The following is a 22,953-nucleotide window of genomic DNA, read 5'->3' on the forward strand; positions in this document are numbered from 1 at the left end:
ATGCCGATCGCGTCCGAGTCACCGGTTGCACGGGTGTCAATCTACTCACATGGCGCCCGTCATTCGCGTTGGCTAGCGACTTGGCGCCGAAGTTGCCTCCGAAGTCAGCTTCGCGAGTTCGGTTGCCTGGGGCAGCTCGGGCAGTTCGGCAGGCGCCACCGTGCGCCCCGTCCGCACGTAGTGGAACACCGCGCGCACCCGCGCCGGATCGATGTTCTGCAACGCCGCCCAGGCGTGCCGGTACGCGGCCAGCTGCAGGGCTGCGGCTTCCATCTCGGTACCTGACGGCTCATGCCCGGTCTTCCAGTCCACCACTGTCCAGATTCCCTCTGTGCTGTTGTCGGGTCCGAACACCGCGTCGATCCGGCCGCGGACGGCGGTCCCGGCGACAGAGATCTCGAACGGCACCTCGATATCGACGGGCGTGCGATCCGCCCATTCCGAGGCGAGGAAGGCCGACTGCAGGGCCGCGAGATCCTCGGCGTCTTCGAACTCCCCGTAGCCGTCGCCCGGCAGATCTTCGAAATCGATGAGACGCACCGCTCCGTAGTGGCGCTGCACCCAGGAGTGGAAGGCGGTGCCGCGCCGGGCTTCGAGGTCCGGACGTGTGGGGCGCGGGCGGGCAAGCCTGCGCGCGAGCGCCTGCGGATCCTGACGCAGCTCGACCAGGCTGGTCACCGAAAGATGCTGAGGAAGAGTCCGTTCCGGACGACGATGGGCCTGCTCTCGTTCGCGCAATAGAGCGTCGACATCGGCGGCCCAGCCGTCGGGATCCTCATCCTCGGCCGGCGCGGCGGTATCGGCGAGCGCCTCGCGCACCAGCTGCGCCCCTGCTTCGATATCGCCGCGCCTGCCCGCCAGCGGGTCGGCGGGCCATTGCGCCTCAACGGTCTGATCGAGCATGGGGTTGCGCTCGCCGGCCGCAGGCGCGGGGGCCCATTCCTCGACAATTCCGCACGGGATGCCCTGGGTGATCGCGTCTTCGATGACATCGCGCAGCTCGACCAGAAAATCGGACGGCCCCTTGGGTTTGAGTCCGGTCTGGCCCCAGTGGTGTCCGGAGACGAAGAGATGCTCGGCCGACCTGGTGACCGCCACGTACAGCAGTCGGCGTTCCTCGTCGATCCGGCGAGTGGCCAGGCTGTCCTTGTGTCGCGCGATGGCGTCGGAGAGTTGTTTGCGGTTCGTGATGCCCTCGGTGTCCAGCTGCGGAACCCCGAAACGATCTCCGAGGGTGGCGCGGTCACCGCGCACCAATGGCGGCAGCTCGGTGGCACTTGTCAGCCAGGTCGGCGCGGCCACACCCGAGGGAAACACCCCGGCACTCAGATGCGGAACCGCCACCACATCCCATTCCAAACCCTTGGCCGAATGCACGGTCAGAATCTGTACCCTGCCCGGGCTACTCGCGACTTCCACCGGCGCGAAGCCTTTTTCGACCTCCCATGCCGCATCCAGGTATTGCAGGAACGCGGCGATCACGCTCACCGGGTCGCTCTGGTCGGCAGCCTCGGCGAATCCGGCGGCCACATCGGTGAATGCGCGCAGCTGGTCCAGGCCGCTGCTGCGTTGCCCCGCGATGAGTTCGACATCCAGCGCCAACACTCGCTGCACCTCGCAGATCAGGTCGGTGAGCGGCATACCGAGCCGGGTGCGCAATGCGGTCAGTTCCCGCCGCAAGGCCGTCAGGCGCGTCCAGCCCTCCACCGAATACTGTTCGGGTGCACCGGGATCGCTGATGGCATCGGCCAGACACGGTATGTCGGCATTCTCCCCTGCCATGTCGGAGCCGGCGCGACCAAACCCCATCGCCCGCCGCCACAACACGGCCAGGTCGTGAGCGCCAAGGCGCCATCGCGGGCCGGTCAACACCCGCAGGGCAGCCGGACCCGCGGTCGGGTCCGCGACAAGACGAAGCATCGCCACGGTGTCGGCGACCTCAGGAAGACCGAGCAGACCCGTCAAGCCGACCACTTCGACCGGAACACCGTGCGCAGCAAGGACCTCAGCCATGGGGGCGGCATCACTGTTGCGGCGGACCAGCACCGCCGACGACGGCGGACGGTTCCCGCCGCGACGTGCCCCCTCGTACACAGAGGCCAGTTTCGTTGCGACCCATTCGCGTTCGGCGACGATATCGCCGAAGAGCGCGCAGGCGATGTTGCCGGAGGTAGCGTCCGGGCGGGGGCGCAGCGGCCGCACCGCCACCGAGCGCCGTCGCGCTTCCTCGGACACGGCGTTGGCCAAGTGCAGAGCCTCCGGCGGGTTACGCCAACTGGTGCGCAACTCCCGTGTGGGCGCCGGTGAACCGTCCGGCAGCGGGAAATCGGTGGTGAATCGGGGCAGGTTCGTCGCCGAGGCGCCCCGCCAGCCATAGATGGACTGGATGGGATCACCCACCGCCGTCAACGCCAGCTCGGGATCGACGCCGCGCCCGAACAACGACGACAACAGGATGCGCTGAGCATGCCCGGTGTCCTGGTACTCGTCGAGAAGCACTACCCGATAACGATCTCGCTGGGTCTGTCCGACGATGGGGTGTTCGGCGGCCAGACGGGCCGACAGCGACATCTGTGCTCCGAAATCGAGGACACCGCGGGCACGCATCTGCTCCATCAGCTGGGCGACGATCGCGACGAGCTGCGTTCGTTCATGCTGTGTCTCGATCAGACGCAGCAGCCAGGCGCTTGGGCGGCCCTCCCGCTGGTACGGGCCCGGGGGCAGAGTGTGAATCAGCTGTTCCAGCTCATCGTGCGAGGAGAGCAGATCGGTGGTGTCCACCAGATGTTCGGACAGCTGACCGGCCAGCGCGAGCACCTGAGCGGTGACCGCGCCGGGCGTCTTCTCCGTGTCCAAATCCCCATCGAAGTCACAGACCATCCGGAACGCCAGCTGCCACAACTGCGTTTCCGTCAGCAGCCGCGCGTTGGGCTCCATGGGCAACAGCAATCCATGCTCGCGCAGCAGGTTTCCCGCATAGGCGTGGTACGTGGCGATCACCGGATCGGGCTCGTCGGCCCTGACGGGAGCCATGATCCCGCTTCCCGCCAGCCGGGCCAGTCGCGATCTGACCCGGCGCAACAACTGGCCCGCCGCCTTGCGTGTGAAGGTCAACCCGAGCACTTGGCCAGGGGTGGCATAGCCGTTGGCCACCAACCACACCACCCGCGCGGCCATCGTCTCGGTCTTACCCGCCCCAGCACCCGCGATGACCACCATCGGGCCAGGTGGCGCGCCGATGACGGCGGCCTGCTCGTCGGTGGGCTCGAAAAGCCCTAAAGCCCTGGATAGTTCGGAAGGAGAGTAGGTGCTCACGACTGGCACACCGCCTGCCCTTCTGCCTGTGCGGGGCAGCATACGCGTAGCGGGCAGTGCCCGCATCCATCATTGACCCGGGCGATGAACAGCGGCCCCTTCGTGTTGGCCGCCGCAGTGTGGATGGTGTCACGCCAGGCCTGCTGAGCGGCAGGCGTCAACGGATCCTGATGGCGTTGAGTGGCCCCGTCATCGAGGTTCGGTTTCGCGACGTACACCAATCGGCCACCACCGGGCTCACCCGCGGGTTGTCCGGCGATGAGACCTTCGGCAGCGGCGACCTGGTAGGTGGCGAGCTGAGCGTGTTGTTGCGCGTCGTCCTTGGTGGCGGGGCTCTTGCCGGTCTTGATATCGATGACGACGGCGCGTCCCTCGGCGTCACGTTCCAACCGGTCGATGCGACCGACCAGCCGCACCTGCGGGTGATCGGCGTGCGTGAGCACTCCGTCGACGCCGATCTCTCGACCAACTTCGGTGAGTTCACCGCGCGTCGCCATACGCCACGCGGAAAAGGCCTCCAGCAGTTCATGATGCCTGCGTAGCTCGTTACGCGCATACCACTGTGACTCGAATGACATTGATTCCCAAGCCTTGTCGAGCTCGCGGTACATGGCCTCGTTATCCGCGGGATGCTCACCGACGAGCGCATGCACCAATGTTCCGAGCGCACGGCGCGGATCGGTCAGATCCGTGCCGCCATGCCGTTCCAGCAGCCAGCGCAGCGGGCAGGCCATCAGCGTCTCGACATTGGACGGCGACAAGCGGACCGGGCCGTCCTCAGCGTGCCATAGGGGATCCTCGCTACTGACATCGGCGAGCCCGTACCAAGACCCGGGGTCTGCGCCGGAAACACCGGCCTCCGCGAGGCGAGCCAGCTGACGCGCCGCCGCGCGACGACGGGCATCGCTCACGGTACCCGCGGATGCGGTCACGACGGCCCGCAGTTCGCCGACGAGACTGGCGGTGGTCAAGGTCCGGGACTCCGGCACTCCCGCGCGATATTCCGGCATCACCCATTGCGGATGCGCGACCATGAGCTCGGTGAGAAAACGGGAGGCCATCGCGGAGCCGCCGCCCACATCGGCATTCTCGTTGTCGACGGCCGAGACAAGAACGAGGCGAGCCGCCCTGCCCACTGCCAGCAGCAGCAGCCGACGCTCCTCAGCGAGTGCCACCGCCGCCCCGTCGACATACGCGGCGTGGTCAATGCCCGCCAGCACATCCATCAGCTCCTGGGTGCGCAGCACCCCGCCCCGTGGCGCCGTGTTCGGCCACAGCCCTTCTTGCACACCGGGGATCGCGACCACATCCCACTGCCGGCCCACGGCAGCGTGCGCACTGACGATGGAGACCGCGTCGGGCTCACCCGCCGCGCGCTGACCCGCGAGCGCCAACGACCGGATGTGGTCGATCAATCCCGTCACTCCGATGCCTGGTGTGCGCGCCACATGTTCGGATGCCAGGTCGAACAGTGCGGACACCGCATCGAGGTCCCGGTCTGCTTGCGCGCCCAGTGGACCCCCACGTTGCGACAGCCCGTCCCAACGGCGTTGCAGACCCGATCGGATCCAGGCTGCCCACAGCACATCGAGGACGCCTGCATCAGACGTGATGGCCTCGCGCGCAGCGGCGATCACCGCACGCACGCGCCGCAGTGGTGCGGCCTGGATATCGGTGAGCGCCCTGAGGCGCGTGTCTTCGGCGTCCACCAGAACCGAACGCAACAGCGCAGCGCTGTTCGCATCCCCTCCCGCAGCTTCCTCGGCCCGCAACAGTTGGCGACGTAACCGCCTGAGCGCTACCGGATCCACGCGCCCGATCGGGCCGGTCACCAATGTCACCGCATCCTCGTCGTTCAGACTGCCTTGCGCACAGGACACCGCCAGCAGCAGCGCATGTACGGCTGGAACAGCGGCCACCGGACCGTCGTAGGACTCCGCGTGCACCGGGACACCGGCCGACTGCAGAGCGCGGCGCAGAGCCGCGCCACTGCGCGGCACCGACCTGACGACGACTGCCATCTGAGACCACGGCACCCCATCGATCAAGTGGGAGCGTCGCAGCAGGTCGACAACCAGAGATGCCTCCGCGGTTTCGGTGGGCACGGCGGCAAGACGCACGGCAGCCCCCGGAGCACTCTCCGCCCCCTCGATCACGCGGGCGGGCGAGCTTCCCGGCAGCCGTCTCGCCACCGTGTTCGCAAGTTCGGCGACCGGTGCCGCGCAGCGATATGAACTGTGAAGTTCGATGGTCGTGGCCCCGTCGTCGGCGCCGGTCTGCAACAGCCGGGCGTCGGCCCCGCGGAATCCGAACACGGTTTGATTGGGGTCACCGGTGCACACCGACAGCGAGGCGCCCCCCGCCAGCAGTCGCACCAACAGCGCCCCCTGCGGATCAAGATGCTGGGAATCGTCAACGAGAAGAAGGCCGATCCGATCGCGTTCGGCGGCAAGGATTCCCGGATCGACAGCGAAGATTTCCAGTGCCGATCCCACCAACTCGGCTGCGCCGAGTGCGGGCACCGTGGCCTGTGGAGCCGCCATCCCCACCGAGGACCGCAGCAGCATGACCTCCTCATACTGTCGCGCAAGGTCGGCAACCGCGACCCACTCCGGTCGGTTGTGCCGCCGCCCGATAGCGCGAAGGTCTCTGGCGTCCACACCGCGCTCGGTGCACCGCGCCATGAAATCTCGAACACCGGTCGCAAACCCGGCCGTCGTCAGCGCGGGCCGCAGCGAGGCGGGCCAGGAGCCGCCATTGTCTTCAGCGTTGCCGCACAATAAGTCCCGCACAATGCTGTCCTGTTCGGCAGCGGTGATCAAACGCGGCGGCGGATTGCCCTGACGGGCCGCGTGGGCGGCAAGCATGGCGAAGGCATACGAGTGCACGGTGCGGACCATGGGTTCACGGATGGCGATGGTTCCGCGGCGCTCGAACACCGCCGCAGAGATCCGGCTGCGCAGCTCGATGCTGGCCCGGGTGGAACCGGTGAGCACGAGAATGGATTCCGGGCTCACACCCGCGGCGGTCCGCGCCGCCACGATGTCTACCAGCAGGCTCGTCTTGCCGGTTCCGCTACCGCCGACCACGACGAACCGGCCTTGCCGGGCCGGGTCCAGCAGATCTGCCGCCGCGCCATCCCACGATCGGGGGGAGGTGGTCGGCGCCGGCATGTGCAGATCACAGCACGAGGGTCTGACAACCGGACCTGACCTGGGTGTCCCGCGCGGAGATCACCCGCGGATCGTGGCAGGATTCCGCGGGTGACACCGACGTTGAAGACCCATCGGTACGGCCCCGACGAACCCGCGCGTCTGGTGGCGTTGCACGGGCTCACCGGGCACGGCAAGCGCTGGGCGCCGCTTCTCGACGAGCACCTCCCCGATGTGCCCACCCTGACACTGGATCTACTGGGCCACGGGCGCTCCCCCGCACCCGCGCCATGGTCGCTGGAAGCGCATGCCGATGCGGTTGCCGCGGTGCTCGACGAAACGCAATCAGGGCCCATTGTGGTGGTGGCGCACTCATTCGGCGGCGCCACCGCGTTGCATCTGGCCGCACGCAGACCCGACCTCGTGAACTCGCTCGTGCTGCTGGACCCGGCGATCGGACTGGACGGTGACTGGATGCGTCAGATCGCCGAGCAGATGGTGGCCTATCCGGATTACACCGACCGCGCCGAAGCAAAGTCGGACAAGGTCGCCGGAGCATGGTCGGACGTACCGGACCACGTCATCGAGGCAGAACTGGATGAACACCTGATCCAACTGCCGAACGACCGGTGGGGCTGGCGCATGCACCTGCCTGCCGTGGTCACCGCGTGGAGCGAGCTGGCACGCGATATCGCCCTGCCGAACAACATCATTCGCGTTACCCTGTTGCGCGCCACCCGCACCTCGCCGCCCTATGTCACCACCGGACTGCTGGATGCTCTTGCCGCCAAGCTTGGCGACCGGTTCGAGCTGGTAGACGTCGACTGCGACCATATGGTGTCCCAATCACGACCCACCGAAACCGCCGCCGCGATACGGTCACACCTGGAGTAAGCATGGCGGCCGTCACCGAAGAACAAGTAGAGCTGGTGCGCTCGCTGGTCGCGTCGATACCGGCCGGTCGGGTGGCCACGTACGGCGATATCGCCGACGCGGCAGGCCTTTCCAGTGCACGAATCGTCGGATGGATCATGCGAACCGACTCGGCCGACCTGCCCTGGCATCGTGTCATCGGGGCAAGCGGTCGCCCCGCACCTCATATCCGCACCCGACAGCTCGAACTGTTGAGGGCCGAGGGCGTGCTGGCGGTGGACGGACGAATCGCGTTACGCGACGTCCGCCACGGCTTCTAGCGCACCCGGCACCGCCGCCGAAGTAAATCGGCGCACCAGGAGATTCACAATCTCGGGATGCACACCCAACGGCTGTGCGACACCATCGGCGCCGCACGCGGCCAGGCGCTCCTGAAACAGACCTTGCGCCAATAGATACGACGCGATGAAGACGCGCCGACCGGTCGCACGCGCTGCTGCGACCATGTCGGGCACCCGCGGTTCGCCCGTGGCGACATAGCCCACTCTGACGGGGCCGGTGTGATGCGCCAGCATGTTCGCCGCGGTGTGCACCTCATGACGAGCCCGGGGATCGGAAGACCCTGCCGCCGCGAGCACCACCGCATCACCATGACGCCACCCGGCCTCGCGCAGCCGCTCGGCCATCACACTGGCCAGCACCGGATCGGGCCCCAATGTTTGGGTCACCACGACGTTGGGATGTCCACTCAGCTCGACATGCTGCGGAATATCCTGGTGCACATGGTATCCCGATGCGAGAAAGGCCGGAACCAAGACCGCGGGACCTTCGATCGTCGACAGCACCTCTGACGGGGTAGGACCCAGCACGTCGACGAATGCGGTGCGCACCGCACCTATGCGCAGCGACACCGCCTCGGCGAGCGCCGCAATGTTCTCCACGCCGGCAGCCGAACGCGTTCCATGCGCGACCAAGACGTATTCGACAGCGGACGAGCCGCATGTGCGAAGACCGTCATCCATGGCATTCCCCAATCATGGTCGGATCGATCGCCAGCCGGTAACCGCGCTTGACCACTGTTTGAATCACTTTCGGCGCACCGAGCGCAGACCGCAGGCGCGTCATCGCCGTCTCCACCGCATGGGTGTCGTCTCCGCCACCGGGCAGGACACCCAACAGATCTTCGCGCGACACCACCTGACCGGGACGCACCATCAGCCGTTTCATCAACGCCATTCCCGCCGGAGAGATCTGACGCGTCTCGCCGTCAACCGCAATCCCGCAGCTGCGCACACTCACAACATGCCCACCGGCATGGAAACGTGGTGCACGCCTAGGCAATTCATCAGCAACGTGCCGGGCCAACGCCCCCAGCCGCGCTCGTTCGGGTTGCGTTGTCTGCACACCCAGTACTTCCAGCGGCGCCGCGGTCACCGGGCCGACACACAGCGGCGCCACTCTGCCCCGCAGCGCGGACAGTAGCTCATCCAATCGCCCGGTTGCCTTGGCGCGACCGAGCATTGATGCCACGGCGGGGGCGCTTGTGAAACTGATCCCGTCCAGCTCGGCATTGATGGCCATGGAGATCATGCGGTCCATCGGCCGCTGATCCTCCGGAGGTTCCCAGCGGTACACCGGCACCCGAATAACTTGCGCACCAGCGATTGTCAGCGCTTCACAGAGATCGGCGATGGGCTCCCATTCGGTGGCGGCACCATGAAGCTGCACGGCGATACGCCGACCCTCGACACCCTCTTCCAGCAGCCGGTCCAGCACCTCCGCTGACGACTCGGACGCGGGTGACCACTCTTCGCGCAGCCCCGCTTGGCGAATCGCCCCAGTGGCTTTGGGGCCGCGAGCGACCAAACGCCCGGACTCCAACGCCGACTTGAGACCTTCAGCCACACCCCATTCGTCAGCGGCTTCGATCCAGCCACGGAACCCGATTCCGGTGGTGGCCACCGTGACGTCGGGCGGGTCGGCGATGACGAGCTCGGTGGCCTCACGCAACTCGGCGTCATCCGCGAGCGGGATGATCCGGATGGCTGCGGCGTACACCACTGCAGCACCCCGGCGTTCCAGGAGCGCGATCAGTTCCTCCGACCGGCGCGCAGCAGTGACACCGATAGTGAATCCGTCGAGCCGACGCTCTTGTTCGTTACGCGGCAACCGCGTTCCGGTGTCGGCTCCTGAGCATTCCGATTTCGACATTTCCATTGCTCACCCGCACCTCGAAGACTGGCAACCGGCGCGACGCATCATCGAGACAACGCCCGTCTATTAGCGAGAAGACCTGCTTGAGCAGCGGTGATGCCACCGTAGGCTCACCGCCACGGTCACCGGTCAAACCGCGCGACATGACCGCGGCCTGGCCGTATGGATCGATGTTACCGACCGCGTACAGCTCTCCATTGGACAGCAGAAAAAGTGCGGCCTGTACATCGTCCGGAAGGAGTACCGCAGCACCACGGCCCGGGGTGAGTGAATCCACCGCACAAACCGTCGACCACACGTACTGGTATCGCTTCAGACGGGGGCGCGCGTCCAGAATTGTCATCTCCGGCCCTCCTTCTCGTTGTGTATGTCATGTCTACCCGAGTTGTGTTACCCGAGTATTACCCCCACCGGCCCGCTACGTTGCGGACTCGGCGGCAGACCTGAATCCCGGAGTACCCAACAGCACCGGTACCTTCCGCGGACCGCTGTCGTCGAATGCGATGGTGGAATCGAGTTCCTCGGGCGCGTTCACGAACGACACGAATCGGCGCAGCTTGCTCTCGTCGGCCAGGACGGCCGCCCATTCATCGGAATAGCCCTCAACGTGGCGGGCCATGGCGGCCTCCAGGTCATCGGCGATACCAAGCGAGTCCTCGCACACCACGGCCCGGATGTGATCGAGGCCACCCTCGATTGCCTCCTGCCACGGCGCCGTGCGCTGCAGCCGGTCCGCGGTGCGGATGTAGAACATCAGGTAGCGGTCGATGTATTTGATCAGCGTCTCCGAATCCAGATCTCCGGCGAGCAGTTTGGCATGCGCCGGGGTGGCGCCACCGTTACCTCCGACATAGAGGTTCCAACCGTTCTCGGTGGCAATGACGCCAACGTCCTTGCCCCGGGCCTCGGCGCATTCGCGGGCACATCCAGACACGCCCATCTTGAGCTTGTGCGGGGAACGCAGTCCGCGATAGCGCAATTCGAGTTCGACGGCCATGCCCACCGAATCCTGAACCCCGTACCGGCACCACGTCGAACCCACGCAACTCTTCACGGTGCGCAGGGACTTGCCGTAAGCCTGCCCGGATTCCATACCGGCGTCGATGAGCCGCTTCCAGATCAGCGGGAGCTGTTCGACGCGAGCACCAAAGAGATCGATGCGCTGACCACCGGTGATCTTGGTGTACAACCCGAATTCCTTTGCTACTTCGCCGATGACGATGAGCTTCTCCGGAGTCACTTCGCCGCCCGGCAGACGCGGCACCACTGAATAGGTGCCGTTCTTCTGCATATTGGCCAGGAAGTGGTCGTTGGTGTCTTGCAGCGCGGCCTGCTCCCCTTCCAGAATGTGATCGCTGGACGTGGAGGCCAAGATGGACGCGACCGTGGGCTTGCAGATGTCGCAGCCGGTTCCCGTGCCGTGCTTGGCAATCAGCTCCGAGAAGGTCCGGATCCCCGTCACCTGCACCACCTGGAACAGCTCGGCGCGCGACTGTGCGAAATGCTCGCACAGCGCCTTGGACTGCTCGACACCCTGAGCGGCCAGGATCTGCTTGAGCATCGGAATGCAGCTACCGCAGGATGTTCCGGCGCAGGTGGCCGCCTTGAGAGCCGGCACATCGGTGGCGCCCTCACAGATAGCACTGCAGATCGCACCCTTGGTCACCGCGTTGCACGAGCAGATCTGCGCGTCATCGGGCAGTGCGCCGACGCCGATCTCCGCACCCGAGGGCGCGATCAGTGCGGCCGGGTCTGCCGGCAATTCCCGGCCCAGCATGGGCCGCAGGGTGCCGTAGGCGCTGGCATCACCGACGAGGATGCCGCCCAACAGGGTTCGCGCATCATCGGAGACCACAAGCTTGGCATAGGTGCCCTTGGTTGCGTCATTGAAGACGACCTCCAGGGCACCGTCGGAGGTACCGTGGGCATCGCCGAAACTGGCAACATCCACCCCGAGCAACTTGAGCTTGGTGGACAGATCGGCGCCCGGAAACTCGGAAGTGCCGCCGAGTAGCCGGTCCGCGACAATCTCGGCGGTGGTGTACCCGGGCGCGACGAGCCCATAGCAACGACCTTCGATGGCGGCTACTTCACCGATCGCATAGATGTGCAGATCGCTTGTCTGGCAACCGGCATCGGTGAAGATGCCTCCGCGTTCGGCCAACTCAAGCCCGCATTCCCTGGCCAGCTCATCACGCGGCCGGATGCCCGCCGAAAACACCAGCACCGAGGCGTCGATCGTGGACCCGTCCGACAGCTGTACGGACAGCGTTCCGTCTTCTGCCTTCTCGATGGCCGCCGTGGACACACTGGTGTGCACCGTCAGTCCGAGGTCGGTGACCAGCCGGGTGAGCAGGGCACCGCCACCCTCGTCGACCTGCAGGTGCATGAGGCGAGGATTGAGCTCCACGACATGCGGGGCCAACCCCATGAGGCGCAACGCATTCGCAGCCTCCAAGCCGAGCAGGCCACCGCCGATGACGACACCCGCAGCACCCGGCGACTTGTCGGCGACGGCCTTGATGGCATCCAGATCATCCATGGTGCGGTAGACGAAGCAACCGTCGGCGTCGCCACCGGGCACCGGGGGCACAAACGGGTATGAACCGGTGGCCATCACCAGTGCGTCATAGTCCAGGACGGTGCCGGCTTCGGTGGTGACCGTCTGCCCAGCCCGGTCGATGCCGACCACCCGGTCGCCGAGATGAAGAGTCACCATGGGGTCATCGGTATAGCTGTTTCCGGTGAGCGCCAGCGAGTCCCGGTCCCAGCTCTCGATGTACGAGGACAGCGCCACGCGGTCGTACGCGGCGTCGGATTCCTCGCCGAGGACGGTGACCTGCCACTGATCGGTGGCGTCACGCTCGCGAAGCACCTGGACAAATCGGTGGCCGACCATTCCGTGGCCGATGACGACGACTTTCTTGTTCATGACTTTCACACCGCCACTTCGTCTTTGGAATCGAGAACTACCGGCACCGGAACTCCCACCGGGCGCCGCACGTAGGCGTACCAGGTGACCGCCGCGCAGACCACATAGAAGGCGAGGAACACCCAGAACGCCATGGTGGCCGACTTTGCGGCGCTGAGGTAGGAGGCACGCAGCACCAGGTTGATGGCCACACCACCGAGGGCGCCGATGGCTCCGGCCACACCGATCAAGGCACCGGACATGGTTCGCGACCAGGTTTCATCGAGCCCGGCGCTATGCGCCTTGGCGGCGAAGATCGACGGAATCATCTTGTACACCGAGCCATTACCGATTCCGGAGACGACGAACAGGACGATAAAGCCCACGACGTAGGCGGTCATGATGGCTCCGGAGGGCGCGCCGGCCGTGCGGTCGTCGATGGTTCCGGCGGACACCAGGATGCCCGCGCCGAAGATCATCGCGACAAAGGCGTACAGCGAGATCTTGCCGCCACCCGTGCGGTCCGAAAGCCAGCCGCCGAACGGTCGGGCCAGCGAGCCGAGCAGCGGCCCGATGAACGCGATCTGCGCGGCGTGCAGCGATGCCTGCGCCGCCGCCTGCGCCGGCGTCAGGCCGCTGTGAGCGAGCCCGGCAAGGAAGTTCAGCTGCAGCACCTGCCCGAACGCGAAGCTGAACCCGATGAAGGACCCGAAGGTGCCGATGTACAGGAAGGCGATGATCCACGAATCCCGGTACTTCATCACGTTGATGAGCGAGCGGCCGTCGGTCTTCTGGTTCGCCAGGTTGTCCATGAACAGCGCCGCACCCACGGCGGCGAAGGCGATCAGCACGAGGTAGATACCCGCCACCCAGTGCGGTGAACGGTTCCCGGCGGTGGCGATGACGAGCAGGCCGAGCACCTGAATCACCGGGACGCCGATGTTCCCGCCACCCGCGTTGAGGCCCAGCGCCCAGCCCTTGAACCGTTGCGGGTAAAAGGCATTGATGTTGGTCATCGAGGAGGCGAAGTTTCCACCACCGAATCCCGCGACCGCCGCCACGATCATGAAGGTGGTGTACGACGTTTCCGGGTGCGCCATGAAGTACAAGGTGAGTGAGGTCGGCACCGCCAGCACCAGGGCACTGAAGATGGTCCAGTTACGCCCGCCGAACCATGCGGTGGCGAAGGTGTACGGCAGCCGCAGCACGGCACCAACCAGGGTGGGCATGGCCACCAGGAAGAACTTTCCGGCCGCGTCGATGTGATAGACGTTCTGCGGCATGAACAGAACCATCACCGACCAGATGGACCAAACTGAGAATCCGACGTGTTCGGCGACCACCGACCAGATCAGGTTGCGCCGCGCCACTTTCGCACCGCCGTTTTCCCAGGCGGCGACATCCTCCGGATCCCAGTTCTCAATCCAGCGTCCGCGCCGTGCAATTGGGGCTGCTGCCGTGTTGTTCGCCATGCAAGCAAGGTAGAAAAATCTTGTTGCAGCGGCGCTGCTGGCGATGACCGAGCCATCACATCTCGCTCACATGAGTCTGTCATGTCACGGTGAGGGTCCCCGAACGCGTCACATCCAGGCTCGAAAGTGATGCGCGTTACAGCGTGAGCCGCACCAGAGCCGCGGTGCGCGCCAGCCCCGGGAAGGACTGTGCCGACGAACGGGGGTGCAGTGCGTGCACGGCCAGCCGGAAGATCAAGGCCCGCAACAGCATCTGCGGCCACTCCGGCAAGGTCGCCCAGCGTTCGATAAGACCGTCGTCCGCGTCGCCCCAGGACAGTGCGTCCACCACCGCGACACCTGCCGCCCAGGACGCGGGACGCCAGTAGGGGGTGATGTCGGTGATACCGGGCGCGGCCGCGCCCGCGAAAAGCACGGTGCCATACAAGTCGCCGTGGACCAGCTGCGGTGGACTCTTGGTGGGCCGCCGCAGACTCGCCAATTGGTTGATCAGATCGATGGATCTCTGGCCATCGGGCGAGCCGGGCGACACCCGGGCAGCAGAGGGCCAGGATTGCAGCGGCCGGTCTTCCCAGGCCGCACGATCGGCCGCGATGAACACATCGACATCGGCCCAGGGCGCCACGGGAGGCTGGGTCAAGAATCGGGGACGTTCCAGCTTGGAAGTGGCCTCATGGAGGCGCACCGACAGCGACACGACCTCGTCGTGCCGGGGCTCGGGCGCACCCGCAACGAATGTGTCCGCACGCCAACCCGATACGACATAGCGTCCGTCGGTGGAGCGAACCGGCCGGGCCAACCGCACCCCGTCGATGAACAGGGTGTCGCGCACCTTGGCGGACCATGCGGCACGCGCATGATCCGCTACCAGTGACAACACCACTTCACCGCAGCGCCAGCCACCCTCCCATGTCGGGCCTAGCTGGACTGGTTTGACGCCGCTGAGCCCGTAAGTCGCGAGCACGTGCTCGGGTGGGCGGTCCACAGTCACGCGGGATACGTTACCGCCTGCGATGAACTGGATTGTGTTCGCTCGGAGTTCGTGTCGGCAGTCACAGATGGGAAGTCCCGCAATACGTGGCTGTTGCTGGTTTCCATCGATCAGTACATGACCATGTCGGGGTCCACCTGTTTGGCCCAGGCCGCAATGCCGCCCTGGAGGTGTACCGCGTCCGCGAAACCCGCCTTCTTGACGGCCACAAGCGCCTCTGCCGACCGAATCCCCGTCTTGCAGTACAGCACCGCCTGACGGTCCTGCGGCAGCTTGGCAAGGCCGGCACCGGACTCCAGGGTCGACTTGGGCACCAGTTCGGCACCGTCGATGTGGACGATGTCCCACTCGACCGGCTCGCGCACGTCGATCAGCGCCACCTTCTTGTCAGCGTCGAGCAATTCGCGCAGTTCACGGGGGGTAATTGTGGAATCTGCCACCGCAGCCGAGGCCTCGTCGCTGATCACGCCGCAGAACGCGTCATAGTCGATGAGCTCGGTGATCTTCGGCGTGGCCGGATCCTTACGGATCTTGATGGTGCGGTAAGTCATGTCGAGCGCGTCGTACACCATGAGCCGGCCGAGCAAGGAGTCACCGATCCCGGTGATCAGCTTGATGGCCTCGGTACCCATCACCGAGGCGATGGATGCGCACAGGATGCCCAGCACGCCGCCCTCCGCGCAGGACGGCACCATGCCCGGAGGCGGCGGCTCGGGGTACAAGTCGCGATAGTTCAAGCCGAGCCCGTCGGGCGCGTCCTCCCAGAAGACCGATACCTGCCCCTCGAAACGGTAGATCGAGCCCCACACGTAGGGCTTGTGTGCGAGCACCGCGGCGTCGTTCACCAGGTAGCGCGTCGCGAAGTTGTCGGTGCCATCCAGGATCAGGTCGTACTGCGAGAACAGGTTCACCGCGTTATCGGGTTCCAGACGCAGCTCATGCAACCGCACCTCGACCAGCGGATTGATCTCCAGCACCGAGTCACGCGCACTCTGCGCCTTGGACCGGCCGATATCGGACTGGCCGTGGATGATTTGGCGCTGCAGGTTGGACTCGTCGACAACGTCGAACTCGACGATGCCGATGGTGCCGACACCCGCGGCGGCCAGGTACAAGAGTGTCGGAGATCCGAGGCCGCCCGCACCGATGACGAGCACCTTGGCATTCTTGAGTCGCTTCTGCCCATCGACGCCCAGGTCAGGGATGATCAGATGCCGGCTGTACCGCGCGACTTCCTCGCGGGTCAGATCGGCGGCGGGACTTACCAACGGCGGCAATGTGGGCACCGTGACTCCTGTAACTCGAATTCCTCAGGGCTGTCTGAAAGGGCTACAGCTGCATCAACAGTATCGGGATGCCAACCCTTCCCGAGCCGGGACTGCCGCTACGGAATCGGATACGGCCAGGGATTCGTGCGGCAGCTCTTACCGTCGGGCTTGATCGAATCCGCGTCGAACTTCGCCGCGTCATTGTTGTTGGTGCTGAATGTCTGCTGCATCATCACCGGCGCCAGCTGCTGGTCCTGCTCGCACGGTTCGTGAACCCGATAACCGATGGCATGTCCGACTTCGTGGTTGATGACGTACTGGCGGTACGAGGTGATGTCGCCCTGGAACGGCACCGCACCGCGTACCCACCGCGCTTCGTTGATGAACACGCGCCGGTCACCGTTTTCGCCGTATCGCGGGTTGTAGCACGACGCCTCGAGCTGGATCTCATAGCCGCAGCCCTCGCGCACCGTCGCCGGCGAGGTCAGTGAGATCCGGAAATCAGGTGTGCCGGAGTCGATCCGGACGAACCCGAACTGCGGGTTATGCGTCCAGCTCTTCTGGCTGGCCAGTGTCTCGGTCACCATCCGCGCGAAGAGATCGTCACCACCGAATCCCATGGTGTCGATGCCGTCTTCGACCTCGATGGTGTACGCGAACACCTTCGCCGCACCCGTCCCGATCTGGGGTGTCGTACCCGGTACGACGTGCCAGGACTTGGCGCCGGCCTCGGTGAACGACTCCCCCTCCGGCAGCACGCCGGTGGGCAGGGTCGCGTCGAACTGGGTGAGGCCCTTGGGCGGAGCGCCAATGATCGCGTCACCCAGCGCGCCAATGGATGGCGGATCGGCGACGGGCTCGTTGGGGCCGGTACCCGCATGTGAGGGTTCACGCTGCGTGACGGTTTGGTAGCCGACGAAGACGGTCAACCCGACCAGCAACGGGATGGCGTACGCGCGCCACCCATAGGTGGAGATGAAACGACCGAGCCAGGTCTGCTTGCGCCAGCGGTCGCGATCGCGCCGATCGGAACGGATGCGTCCGCTTCCCTCGGCGAGCGGATCGCGCTGGGCGCGCAGTGGCTCGTAGCGTTCGGAGGACTCCTGCACGGGGAGTCGACTCATGGTTTCTGGCATGGACCTACGATTATGCGCCCATTGGTGCCGGTCGTAGGTCACCGGGCAAGGATGGCATAGCGACAGGCCATCCCGCCTCGGGCACGCCGCCGGATGCCAGGAGTACTGTCTGTAGTTCGGGTTCAGGCGGATTGAATAGCCGGCTGAGTGAGGTGGCGTGCGCGACCATCAAGTCGTGTGTGCGCAGAGGATAAGGACATGCGTGATCTTGCGAATCTGGCCGGGCGTCGAGGCACGGTGAACTCGACGGTGGCGACGCAAGATTCGACTCAGGGAAATGCGCGGCGTGGTGGACGGCTGCCACGCGACGAGCGCCGCGGCCAACTGGTGGGCTCTGCCAGCGAGATATTCGTCGACCGCGGTTACCACGCGGCCGGAATGGATGAGATCGCAGAACGCGCGGGCGTAAGCAAACCTGTTCTGTACCAACACTTTCCGAGCAAGCTGGAGCTGTACCTCGAGGTGCTGCACAAGCATGCCGACAATCTGGTTTCCAGTGTGCGACAGGCGTTGCGCACCACCACCGACAACCGCCAGCGGCTGCGCGCCGCCGTGATGGCGTTCTTTGACTTCGTCGAGCACGACAGCCAGGGGTACCGGCTGATCTTCGAAAACGATCTGGTGGGCGTCCCACAGGTCACCGAGCGCGTCGAGGGCGCCATCAGCGCCTGCACCGACGCGGTCTTCGACCTGGTCAGCCACGATTCCGGACTGGACCCCCACCATGCCCGCATGGTGGCCGTGGGCCTGGTCGGGATCAGTCAGGTGAGCGCCCGCTACTGGCTGGACAACGAGAAGCCCATCTCCAAGGACGACGCGGTCAACGCCACCGTCGGGTTTGCCTGGGGCGGGCTCTCACACGTTCCGCTGCAGCCGCTGGACTAGCCGCTGAAGCCGACGCGTCGCGCGTCGGCAACGCCGATTTCCACGTAGGCGATCCGGGCCGCCGAGATCAGGTACTTGCGACCCTTCTGGTCGGTGAGGTTCAGCACATCCGATTCCTTGGCCAGCGCCGCGGATACGACCTTTTCGACGTCAGCCGGGGTCTGATCGCTCGAAATGACCAGCTCGCGCGGGCTATCTGTGACACCGATCTTGATCTCCACGGGGACACCTTTCCAAGTTGTTGAGCCGCCATTGAGCTCGTATCGACGAGGTTAGCCGACGCGCTTCACGCCGACACACCTCGCATGATCGTGCCAGTCCTTAAGTCACAGCAGTAACATCAGCATCAGATTTCACATTTGATATGGGGCTGAGAGGAAGCGCTGATCATGGTCGGTTATCGCGGAGATTCTCGGTACTCGAGCGACTACGAGCCCTACGACGACCCGTACGACTCCCAGACGACCCCGCAGTACCGCGAGTACTCGGGTCTCGATGAGGACTTCGAGTACCGGCCCCCGGGTTCCAACGAGAACTGGAAATGGGTCGCGTCCATCGCCGGAGCCGTGCTGGCAATCGCCGTCATCGCGACGGCGGTCGTGCTCAGTGGCGGCGAGGACAAGCCGCCGGCCGCCGCCATCACCACACCCGTGCCCTCGCTGACTCCGGTGACCACCACCGCGCCCCCACCGCCGCCCTCGGCGACATCGACGCCACCGTCGACGACAACCGTGACGAGCACGCCTGTGCAGGAGACGCCGTCCACCGCGCCGTCCACCGAGGCGCCGCCGCCCGAGCCTCCCCCGTCGAACCCGATGCTTCCGCCGGAAGGCCAGCGGCCGATCACCCCCGCGGCATTCGCGTACTACGTGACGGGTAACCAGACGCCGGGCGATCTGCTCACCATCACCTACACCGACGGCAATGGCACAACACGCACCGTGCTGGGCGCCTCGCTGCCCTGGACGATGATCGTGACCCCGAGCCCCGGTATCACCGGCGGCTCGATCACCGCGACGAGCTTCGCGAGCCAGGTCAACTGCTCGATTACCAATAGCGAGAGTCAGATACTGGCGGTGCAGAGCAGCAACAGCATCATCGCGCGCTGCGCCAAGTAGCTCTCGTCGCTACGCCAGCCCGAGGACGGCCATCCGCTCGGTGTGCGCCTTCTGCAGCCGCTCGAAGAACTCGTTGAGGTTGCCCAAACCGGCATCACCGGACATCACCAGCTCGGCCAGCTCATCGTGCCCAGCCAGCACGTGCTGCGCCTGCGTCACCGCCTCACCCAGCAGCCGCCGCCCCCACAGGGTGAGCCGGTTGCGCTGCTGCGGGTTGTCCTTGACGGCCTCACGCACCTGAGCGATAACGAATTCCGAGTGCCCCGTGGTACCCAGCACCGACTTGAGAACCGCCGCCGATTCACCCGGTAACGAGGCCACGACCTCGCCATAGAAGTCGGCTGCCAGCGAGTCGCCGATGTACGCCTTCACCATGGCCTCCAGCCAGGTCCGCGGCAGCGTCAGCGAGTGGTAGTTCTCCAGGGTCTTGACGTACGGCTCCATGGCCGCCAGCACGTCAACTCCGTTGGCCTCCATCGCATCCCGCAGTACCTCGTAGTGACGCATCTGCGAGGCCGCCATGCTGGCGATGGCGATCTTGCTGGCCAGATCGGGCGCCATCTTGGACTCGTCGGTCAACCGGTAGAACGCCGCGATCTCGCCGTACGCGATCACCGCGAACAGCTGATTGACGCCGGGAGGATCGAGGTCCGTACTCATGCCTGGAACTCTAGTCGGGGGCCCGCGGCAGAACACCGATCTGCGCGGCAAAGCACGGCGAATCGGAAAAACGCAGCTCACCCGCTACCATGGTCGCAGGACGAACGCCCTGACCACGAAGCACCCAGGGATTTCTCCCACAGGAAATGTGCGTGCACGTGCTGCCCTCGCCGATAGACGCGAGCCCGGCCCCTTGGAATCCTAGGAATCCGACCTACCGATCGTGCGCGCTGAGCGAAAACACGAAAGGTACGTACACCCCCATGAGTCACATCGAACACACCTTTGCCCAGCTCGGGGTCCGCGACGAGATTGTTCGCGCCCTACGTGAGGTCGGAATCGAGCATCCGTTCGCCATCCAGGAGCTCACCCTTCCCCTCGCCCTCGGCGGCTCCGACCTCATCGGCCAGGCCCGCACCGGTATGGGCAAGACCTACGCATTCGGCGTCCCGCTGCTGCACCGCATCGCCACCGGCGTCGAGGACCGGCCGCTCAACGGCACCCCGCGCGCCCTGGTCGTGGTGCCGACCCGCGAGCTGTGCATCCAGGTCTACGAAGACCTCATCAAGGCATCCAAGTACCTGTCGGCCGGCGACCGCGACTTCAGCGTCGTTTCCATCTATGGCGGACGCCCGTACGAGGCGCAGATCGAGTCGCTGCGCGCCGGCGCCGATGTCGTTGTCGGGACGCCCGGACGCCTGCTCGACCTGGCACAGCAGGGTCACCTGCAGCTGGGTGGCCTGGCGATGCTGGTGCTCGACGAGGCCGACGAGATGCTGGATCTGGGCTTCCTGCCCGATATCGAGCGCATTCTGGCGCTGGCGCCGTCCGCCGAGTCGGGGCGGCAGTCGATGCTGTTCTCGGCCACCATGCCCGATGCCATCATCACCCTGGCCCGCACGTTCATGAATCGTCCGACCCATATCCGGGCCGAGGCGCCCCACTCGTCGTCGGTGCACGACTCGACCGAGCAGTTCGTGTACCGCGCACACGCGCTGGACAAGATCGAGTTGGTCAGCCGCATCCTGCAGGCCGAGGGCCGCGGCGCCACCATGATCTTCACCCGCACCAAGCGCACCGCCCAGAAGGTCTCCGACGAGCTGGCCGAGCGCGGTTTCGTCGTCGGCGCGGTACATGGTGACCTCGGTCAGATCGCGCGCGAAAAGGCGCTGTCCGCGTTCCGCTCCGGTGAGATCACCGTGCTGGTCGCAACCGACGTGGCCGCCCGCGGCATCGACATCGACGATGTCACCCACGTCATCAACTACCAGTGCCCCGAGGACGACAAGACCTATGTGCACCGCATCGGACGCACCGGTCGTGCCGGGCGCACCGGCATCGCGGTCACCCTCGTCGACTGGGATGACATCGCACGCTGGCAGCTGATCGACAAGGCACTCGGCCTCGGCGTGCCCGACCCCGACGAAACCTATTCCACCTCACCGCATTTGTTCACCGAGCTGAACATCCCCGCCGATGTGACCGGTTCGGTCGGTCCCAAGTTCGCCGGCGGACCGAAGCGCCGTGAGCCCCGGGCCGAGCGCACCGAAGGCGACAAGCCCAAGCGGACCCGCACCCGTCGGCGTACCCGCGCGGGCGAGCCCGCCGACGGTGTGGTGGCCGAAGCGCCCGCGGCAGTGGCTACCGCCGAAGGCGACCAGCCTGCTGCTGCGCGCCGTCGCCGCCGCCGTCGGCGTCCGAACGCGGCCGCTGCCACCACCGCCACGGCGTGATCGCACCGGAGCGGCGCACACGGGCCGACATCATTGCTGCGGCGGTGATCGCCGTGGTGGTCGCCGTTACCGGTGTCACGATCTGGTGGACCAGCGACGCCCGCGCCACCGTCAGCCATCCCGCAGCCGGGGACATCAAACGCCCGATGAGTGCTACCCGGGTTCCCGACTCAGTGCGCGAACTATGGTCCGCCTCCAGTGGAGCCACGAAGGGGCCGGTCATCGCCAGCGGTGCGGTCGTCAGCGCCGACGGACACGAAGTAGTGGCCCATGACCCGGTAACCGGGGCCCAACTGTGGTCTTACGCGCGCCGCAATCTCGATCTGTGCGGCGCGATCGGCTTCATCGACGACGCGGTAGCCGTCTACCGAGACGCACGCGGATGCGGCCAGGTCACGATGATCGACGGACAGACCGGCCGCCGGGGCCCGCTGCGCAGCAGCCCCAATGACCCGAAGGTGTCGTTGTCGACCGACGGCACCTACGTGCTGGCGCTCGGCAGTTCCCGGCTGGAACTGTGGCGTTCGGACATGGTGCGCACCCTGGAGTACGGGCGAGTCGTCGCTCCCCTGAACCCCAATAGCCAGCCCCGCGTGGACTGCACCCTGAAATCGGGTGCCGTCGGGTCCAGCGTGCTCGCGGTGCTGGAAACCTGCCCACAGGACTCCACCCTGCGGCTGACGCTGCAAAAGCCCACACCAAAAGACAACGACAAGCCCGAGGAGCTCTACTCGGCGGCGCTGCCCGGAGTCGAGCGCGGCTCCGCGGCGAAGGTGCTCGCGGTCGCGGACACCCGGTCGGCCGTGTATCTGCCCGGCACGCACAATGAGCTGGTGGTCTTCGACGACCACGGCATGCGCGTCGGCGCGACAGCCCTGCCAGGCGAGGTGGTCCAGTCCAACACCGCCGCCCAGGCCGGCGACGTCGTCACCTGGTGGACGGGCAATCAGGTGCTGGTGCTGGGCGGCTTCGATCTCTCCTACCGGTTCGTCCTGCCCACCACCAAGAAGCCACTGGGGCCAGGTACGGCCATGGCCGGTGAGTTACTGATCCCCGTCGAGGGCGGGATCGACGTCTTCAACATGGCGACCGGAGAATTCCGGAAATCCATTGCCGTACACCGTGATCCGGCCGACGAAAAGGGTCCTGTCATCAGCGCCGTGGTCGGCAACACATTGGTGGAGCAGCGCGGGTCACGCGTCTTCGCGCTGGGATAACCCACCGC

At 65.9% G+C, this 22,953-nt stretch carries 18 protein-coding genes; 6 read left to right on the forward strand and 12 right to left on the reverse strand.

Annotation, left to right across the window (positions count from 1 at the left end):
* Positions 1–72 precede the first annotated feature (72 nt).
* Positions 73–3,315, reverse strand: a complete 3,243-nt coding sequence (locus tag AOT87_RS20325; protein ID WP_057966898.1) for an ATP-dependent DNA helicase — start codon at positions 3,313–3,315, stop codon at positions 73–75.
* A complete protein-coding gene (locus AOT87_RS20330; RefSeq protein WP_057966897.1) occupies positions 3,312–6,488 on the reverse strand; it encodes an ATP-dependent DNA helicase in 3,177 nt (1,058 codons plus the stop codon). Before AOT87_RS20330 ends, AOT87_RS20325 begins: the two co-directional genes overlap by 4 nt.
* A gap of 90 nt (positions 6,489–6,578) precedes the next feature.
* Here AOT87_RS20330 and AOT87_RS20335 point away from each other — a divergent pair, with 90 nt between their 5' ends.
* Together AOT87_RS20335 and AOT87_RS20340 are read left to right on the forward strand one after the other, a co-directional pair.
* On the forward strand, positions 6,579–7,361 hold the full coding sequence (locus tag AOT87_RS20335; protein ID WP_057966896.1) for an alpha/beta hydrolase: 783 nt from the start codon (positions 6,579–6,581) through the stop codon (positions 7,359–7,361).
* Positions 7,362–7,363: 2 nt separating this feature from the next.
* On the forward strand, positions 7,364–7,660 hold the full coding sequence (locus AOT87_RS20340; protein WP_005056371.1) for an MGMT family protein: 297 nt from the start codon (positions 7,364–7,366) through the stop codon (positions 7,658–7,660).
* Here AOT87_RS20340 and AOT87_RS20345 read toward each other — a convergent pair.
* From AOT87_RS20345 to AOT87_RS20380, 8 genes are all read right to left on the reverse strand, one after another.
* The gene (locus tag AOT87_RS20345; protein ID WP_057966895.1) at positions 7,634–8,362 is read right to left on the reverse strand and encodes a sirohydrochlorin chelatase; all 729 of its coding nucleotides are present in this window, start codon (positions 8,360–8,362) and stop codon (positions 7,634–7,636) included. The genes AOT87_RS20340 and AOT87_RS20345 overlap by 27 nt on opposite strands.
* Complete coding sequence (locus tag AOT87_RS20350) at positions 8,355–9,509, reverse strand: uroporphyrinogen-III synthase (protein ID WP_030096952.1); 1,155 nt, start codon at positions 9,507–9,509, stop codon at positions 8,355–8,357. The genes AOT87_RS20345 and AOT87_RS20350 overlap by 8 nt, the downstream gene beginning before the upstream one ends.
* Positions 9,499–9,852, reverse strand: a complete 354-nt coding sequence (gene nirD / locus AOT87_RS20355) for a nitrite reductase small subunit NirD (RefSeq protein WP_057966910.1) — start codon at positions 9,850–9,852, stop codon at positions 9,499–9,501. Before nirD ends, AOT87_RS20350 begins: the two co-directional genes overlap by 11 nt.
* 120 nt (positions 9,853–9,972) lie before the next feature.
* Positions 9,973–12,486, reverse strand: a complete 2,514-nt coding sequence (nirB, locus tag AOT87_RS20360; protein WP_057966894.1) for a nitrite reductase large subunit NirB — start codon at positions 12,484–12,486, stop codon at positions 9,973–9,975.
* 5 nt (positions 12,487–12,491) lie between these two features.
* The gene (locus AOT87_RS20365) at positions 12,492–13,937 is read right to left on the reverse strand and encodes a nitrate/nitrite transporter (RefSeq protein ID WP_030096949.1); all 1,446 of its coding nucleotides are present in this window, start codon (positions 13,935–13,937) and stop codon (positions 12,492–12,494) included.
* A 136-nt stretch (positions 13,938–14,073) separates the two neighbouring features.
* Positions 14,074–14,928: a TIGR02569 family protein gene (locus AOT87_RS20370; protein ID WP_030096948.1), complete on the reverse strand. Its 855-nt coding sequence runs from the start codon at positions 14,926–14,928 to the stop codon at positions 14,074–14,076.
* A gap of 110 nt (positions 14,929–15,038) precedes the next feature.
* Complete coding sequence (moeZ, locus tag AOT87_RS20375) at positions 15,039–16,205, reverse strand: adenylyltransferase/sulfurtransferase MoeZ (RefSeq protein ID WP_196325715.1); 1,167 nt, start codon at positions 16,203–16,205, stop codon at positions 15,039–15,041.
* 107 nt (positions 16,206–16,312) lie between these two features.
* The gene (locus AOT87_RS20380; RefSeq protein ID WP_044105209.1) at positions 16,313–17,332 is read right to left on the reverse strand and encodes a DUF3152 domain-containing protein; all 1,020 of its coding nucleotides are present in this window, start codon (positions 17,330–17,332) and stop codon (positions 16,313–16,315) included.
* A 198-nt stretch (positions 17,333–17,530) separates the two neighbouring features.
* On the opposite strand from AOT87_RS20380, the gene AOT87_RS20385 reads away from it, so the two are divergent.
* Complete coding sequence (locus tag AOT87_RS20385) at positions 17,531–18,217, forward strand: TetR/AcrR family transcriptional regulator (RefSeq protein WP_046255945.1); 687 nt, start codon at positions 17,531–17,533, stop codon at positions 18,215–18,217.
* On the opposite strand, the gene AOT87_RS20390 is transcribed toward AOT87_RS20385, so the two are convergent.
* A complete protein-coding gene (locus tag AOT87_RS20390) occupies positions 18,214–18,438 on the reverse strand; it encodes a DUF3107 domain-containing protein (RefSeq protein WP_030096944.1) in 225 nt (74 codons plus the stop codon). The genes AOT87_RS20385 and AOT87_RS20390 overlap by 4 nt on opposite strands.
* A 168-nt stretch (positions 18,439–18,606) precedes the next feature.
* Between AOT87_RS20390 and AOT87_RS20395 the strand changes: the two genes are divergently transcribed.
* Positions 18,607–19,335 (forward strand): MmpS family transport accessory protein, encoded by a 729-nt coding sequence (locus AOT87_RS20395; protein ID WP_030096943.1) that lies wholly within the window; start codon positions 18,607–18,609, stop codon positions 19,333–19,335.
* A gap of 9 nt (positions 19,336–19,344) precedes the next feature.
* On the opposite strand, the gene AOT87_RS20400 is transcribed toward AOT87_RS20395, so the two are convergent.
* Positions 19,345–19,995: a ferritin-like fold-containing protein gene (locus AOT87_RS20400; RefSeq protein WP_030096942.1), complete on the reverse strand. Its 651-nt coding sequence runs from the start codon at positions 19,993–19,995 to the stop codon at positions 19,345–19,347.
* Positions 19,996–20,258: 263 nt separating this feature from the next.
* Here AOT87_RS20400 and AOT87_RS20405 point away from each other — a divergent pair, with 263 nt between their 5' ends.
* Together AOT87_RS20405 and AOT87_RS20410 are read left to right on the forward strand one after the other, a co-directional pair.
* Positions 20,259–21,728 (forward strand): DEAD/DEAH box helicase, encoded by a 1,470-nt coding sequence (locus tag AOT87_RS20405; RefSeq protein WP_057966893.1) that lies wholly within the window; start codon positions 20,259–20,261, stop codon positions 21,726–21,728.
* Complete coding sequence (locus tag AOT87_RS20410; protein WP_057966892.1) at positions 21,725–22,945, forward strand: hypothetical protein; 1,221 nt, start codon at positions 21,725–21,727, stop codon at positions 22,943–22,945. Before AOT87_RS20405 ends, AOT87_RS20410 begins: the two co-directional genes overlap by 4 nt.
* The last annotated feature ends 8 nt before the right edge of the window (positions 22,946–22,953 follow it).

The organism is Mycobacteroides sp. H003, from assembly GCF_001440135.1.
Classification (GTDB): Bacteria; Actinomycetota; Actinomycetes; order Mycobacteriales; family Mycobacteriaceae; genus Mycobacterium; species Mycobacterium gwanakae.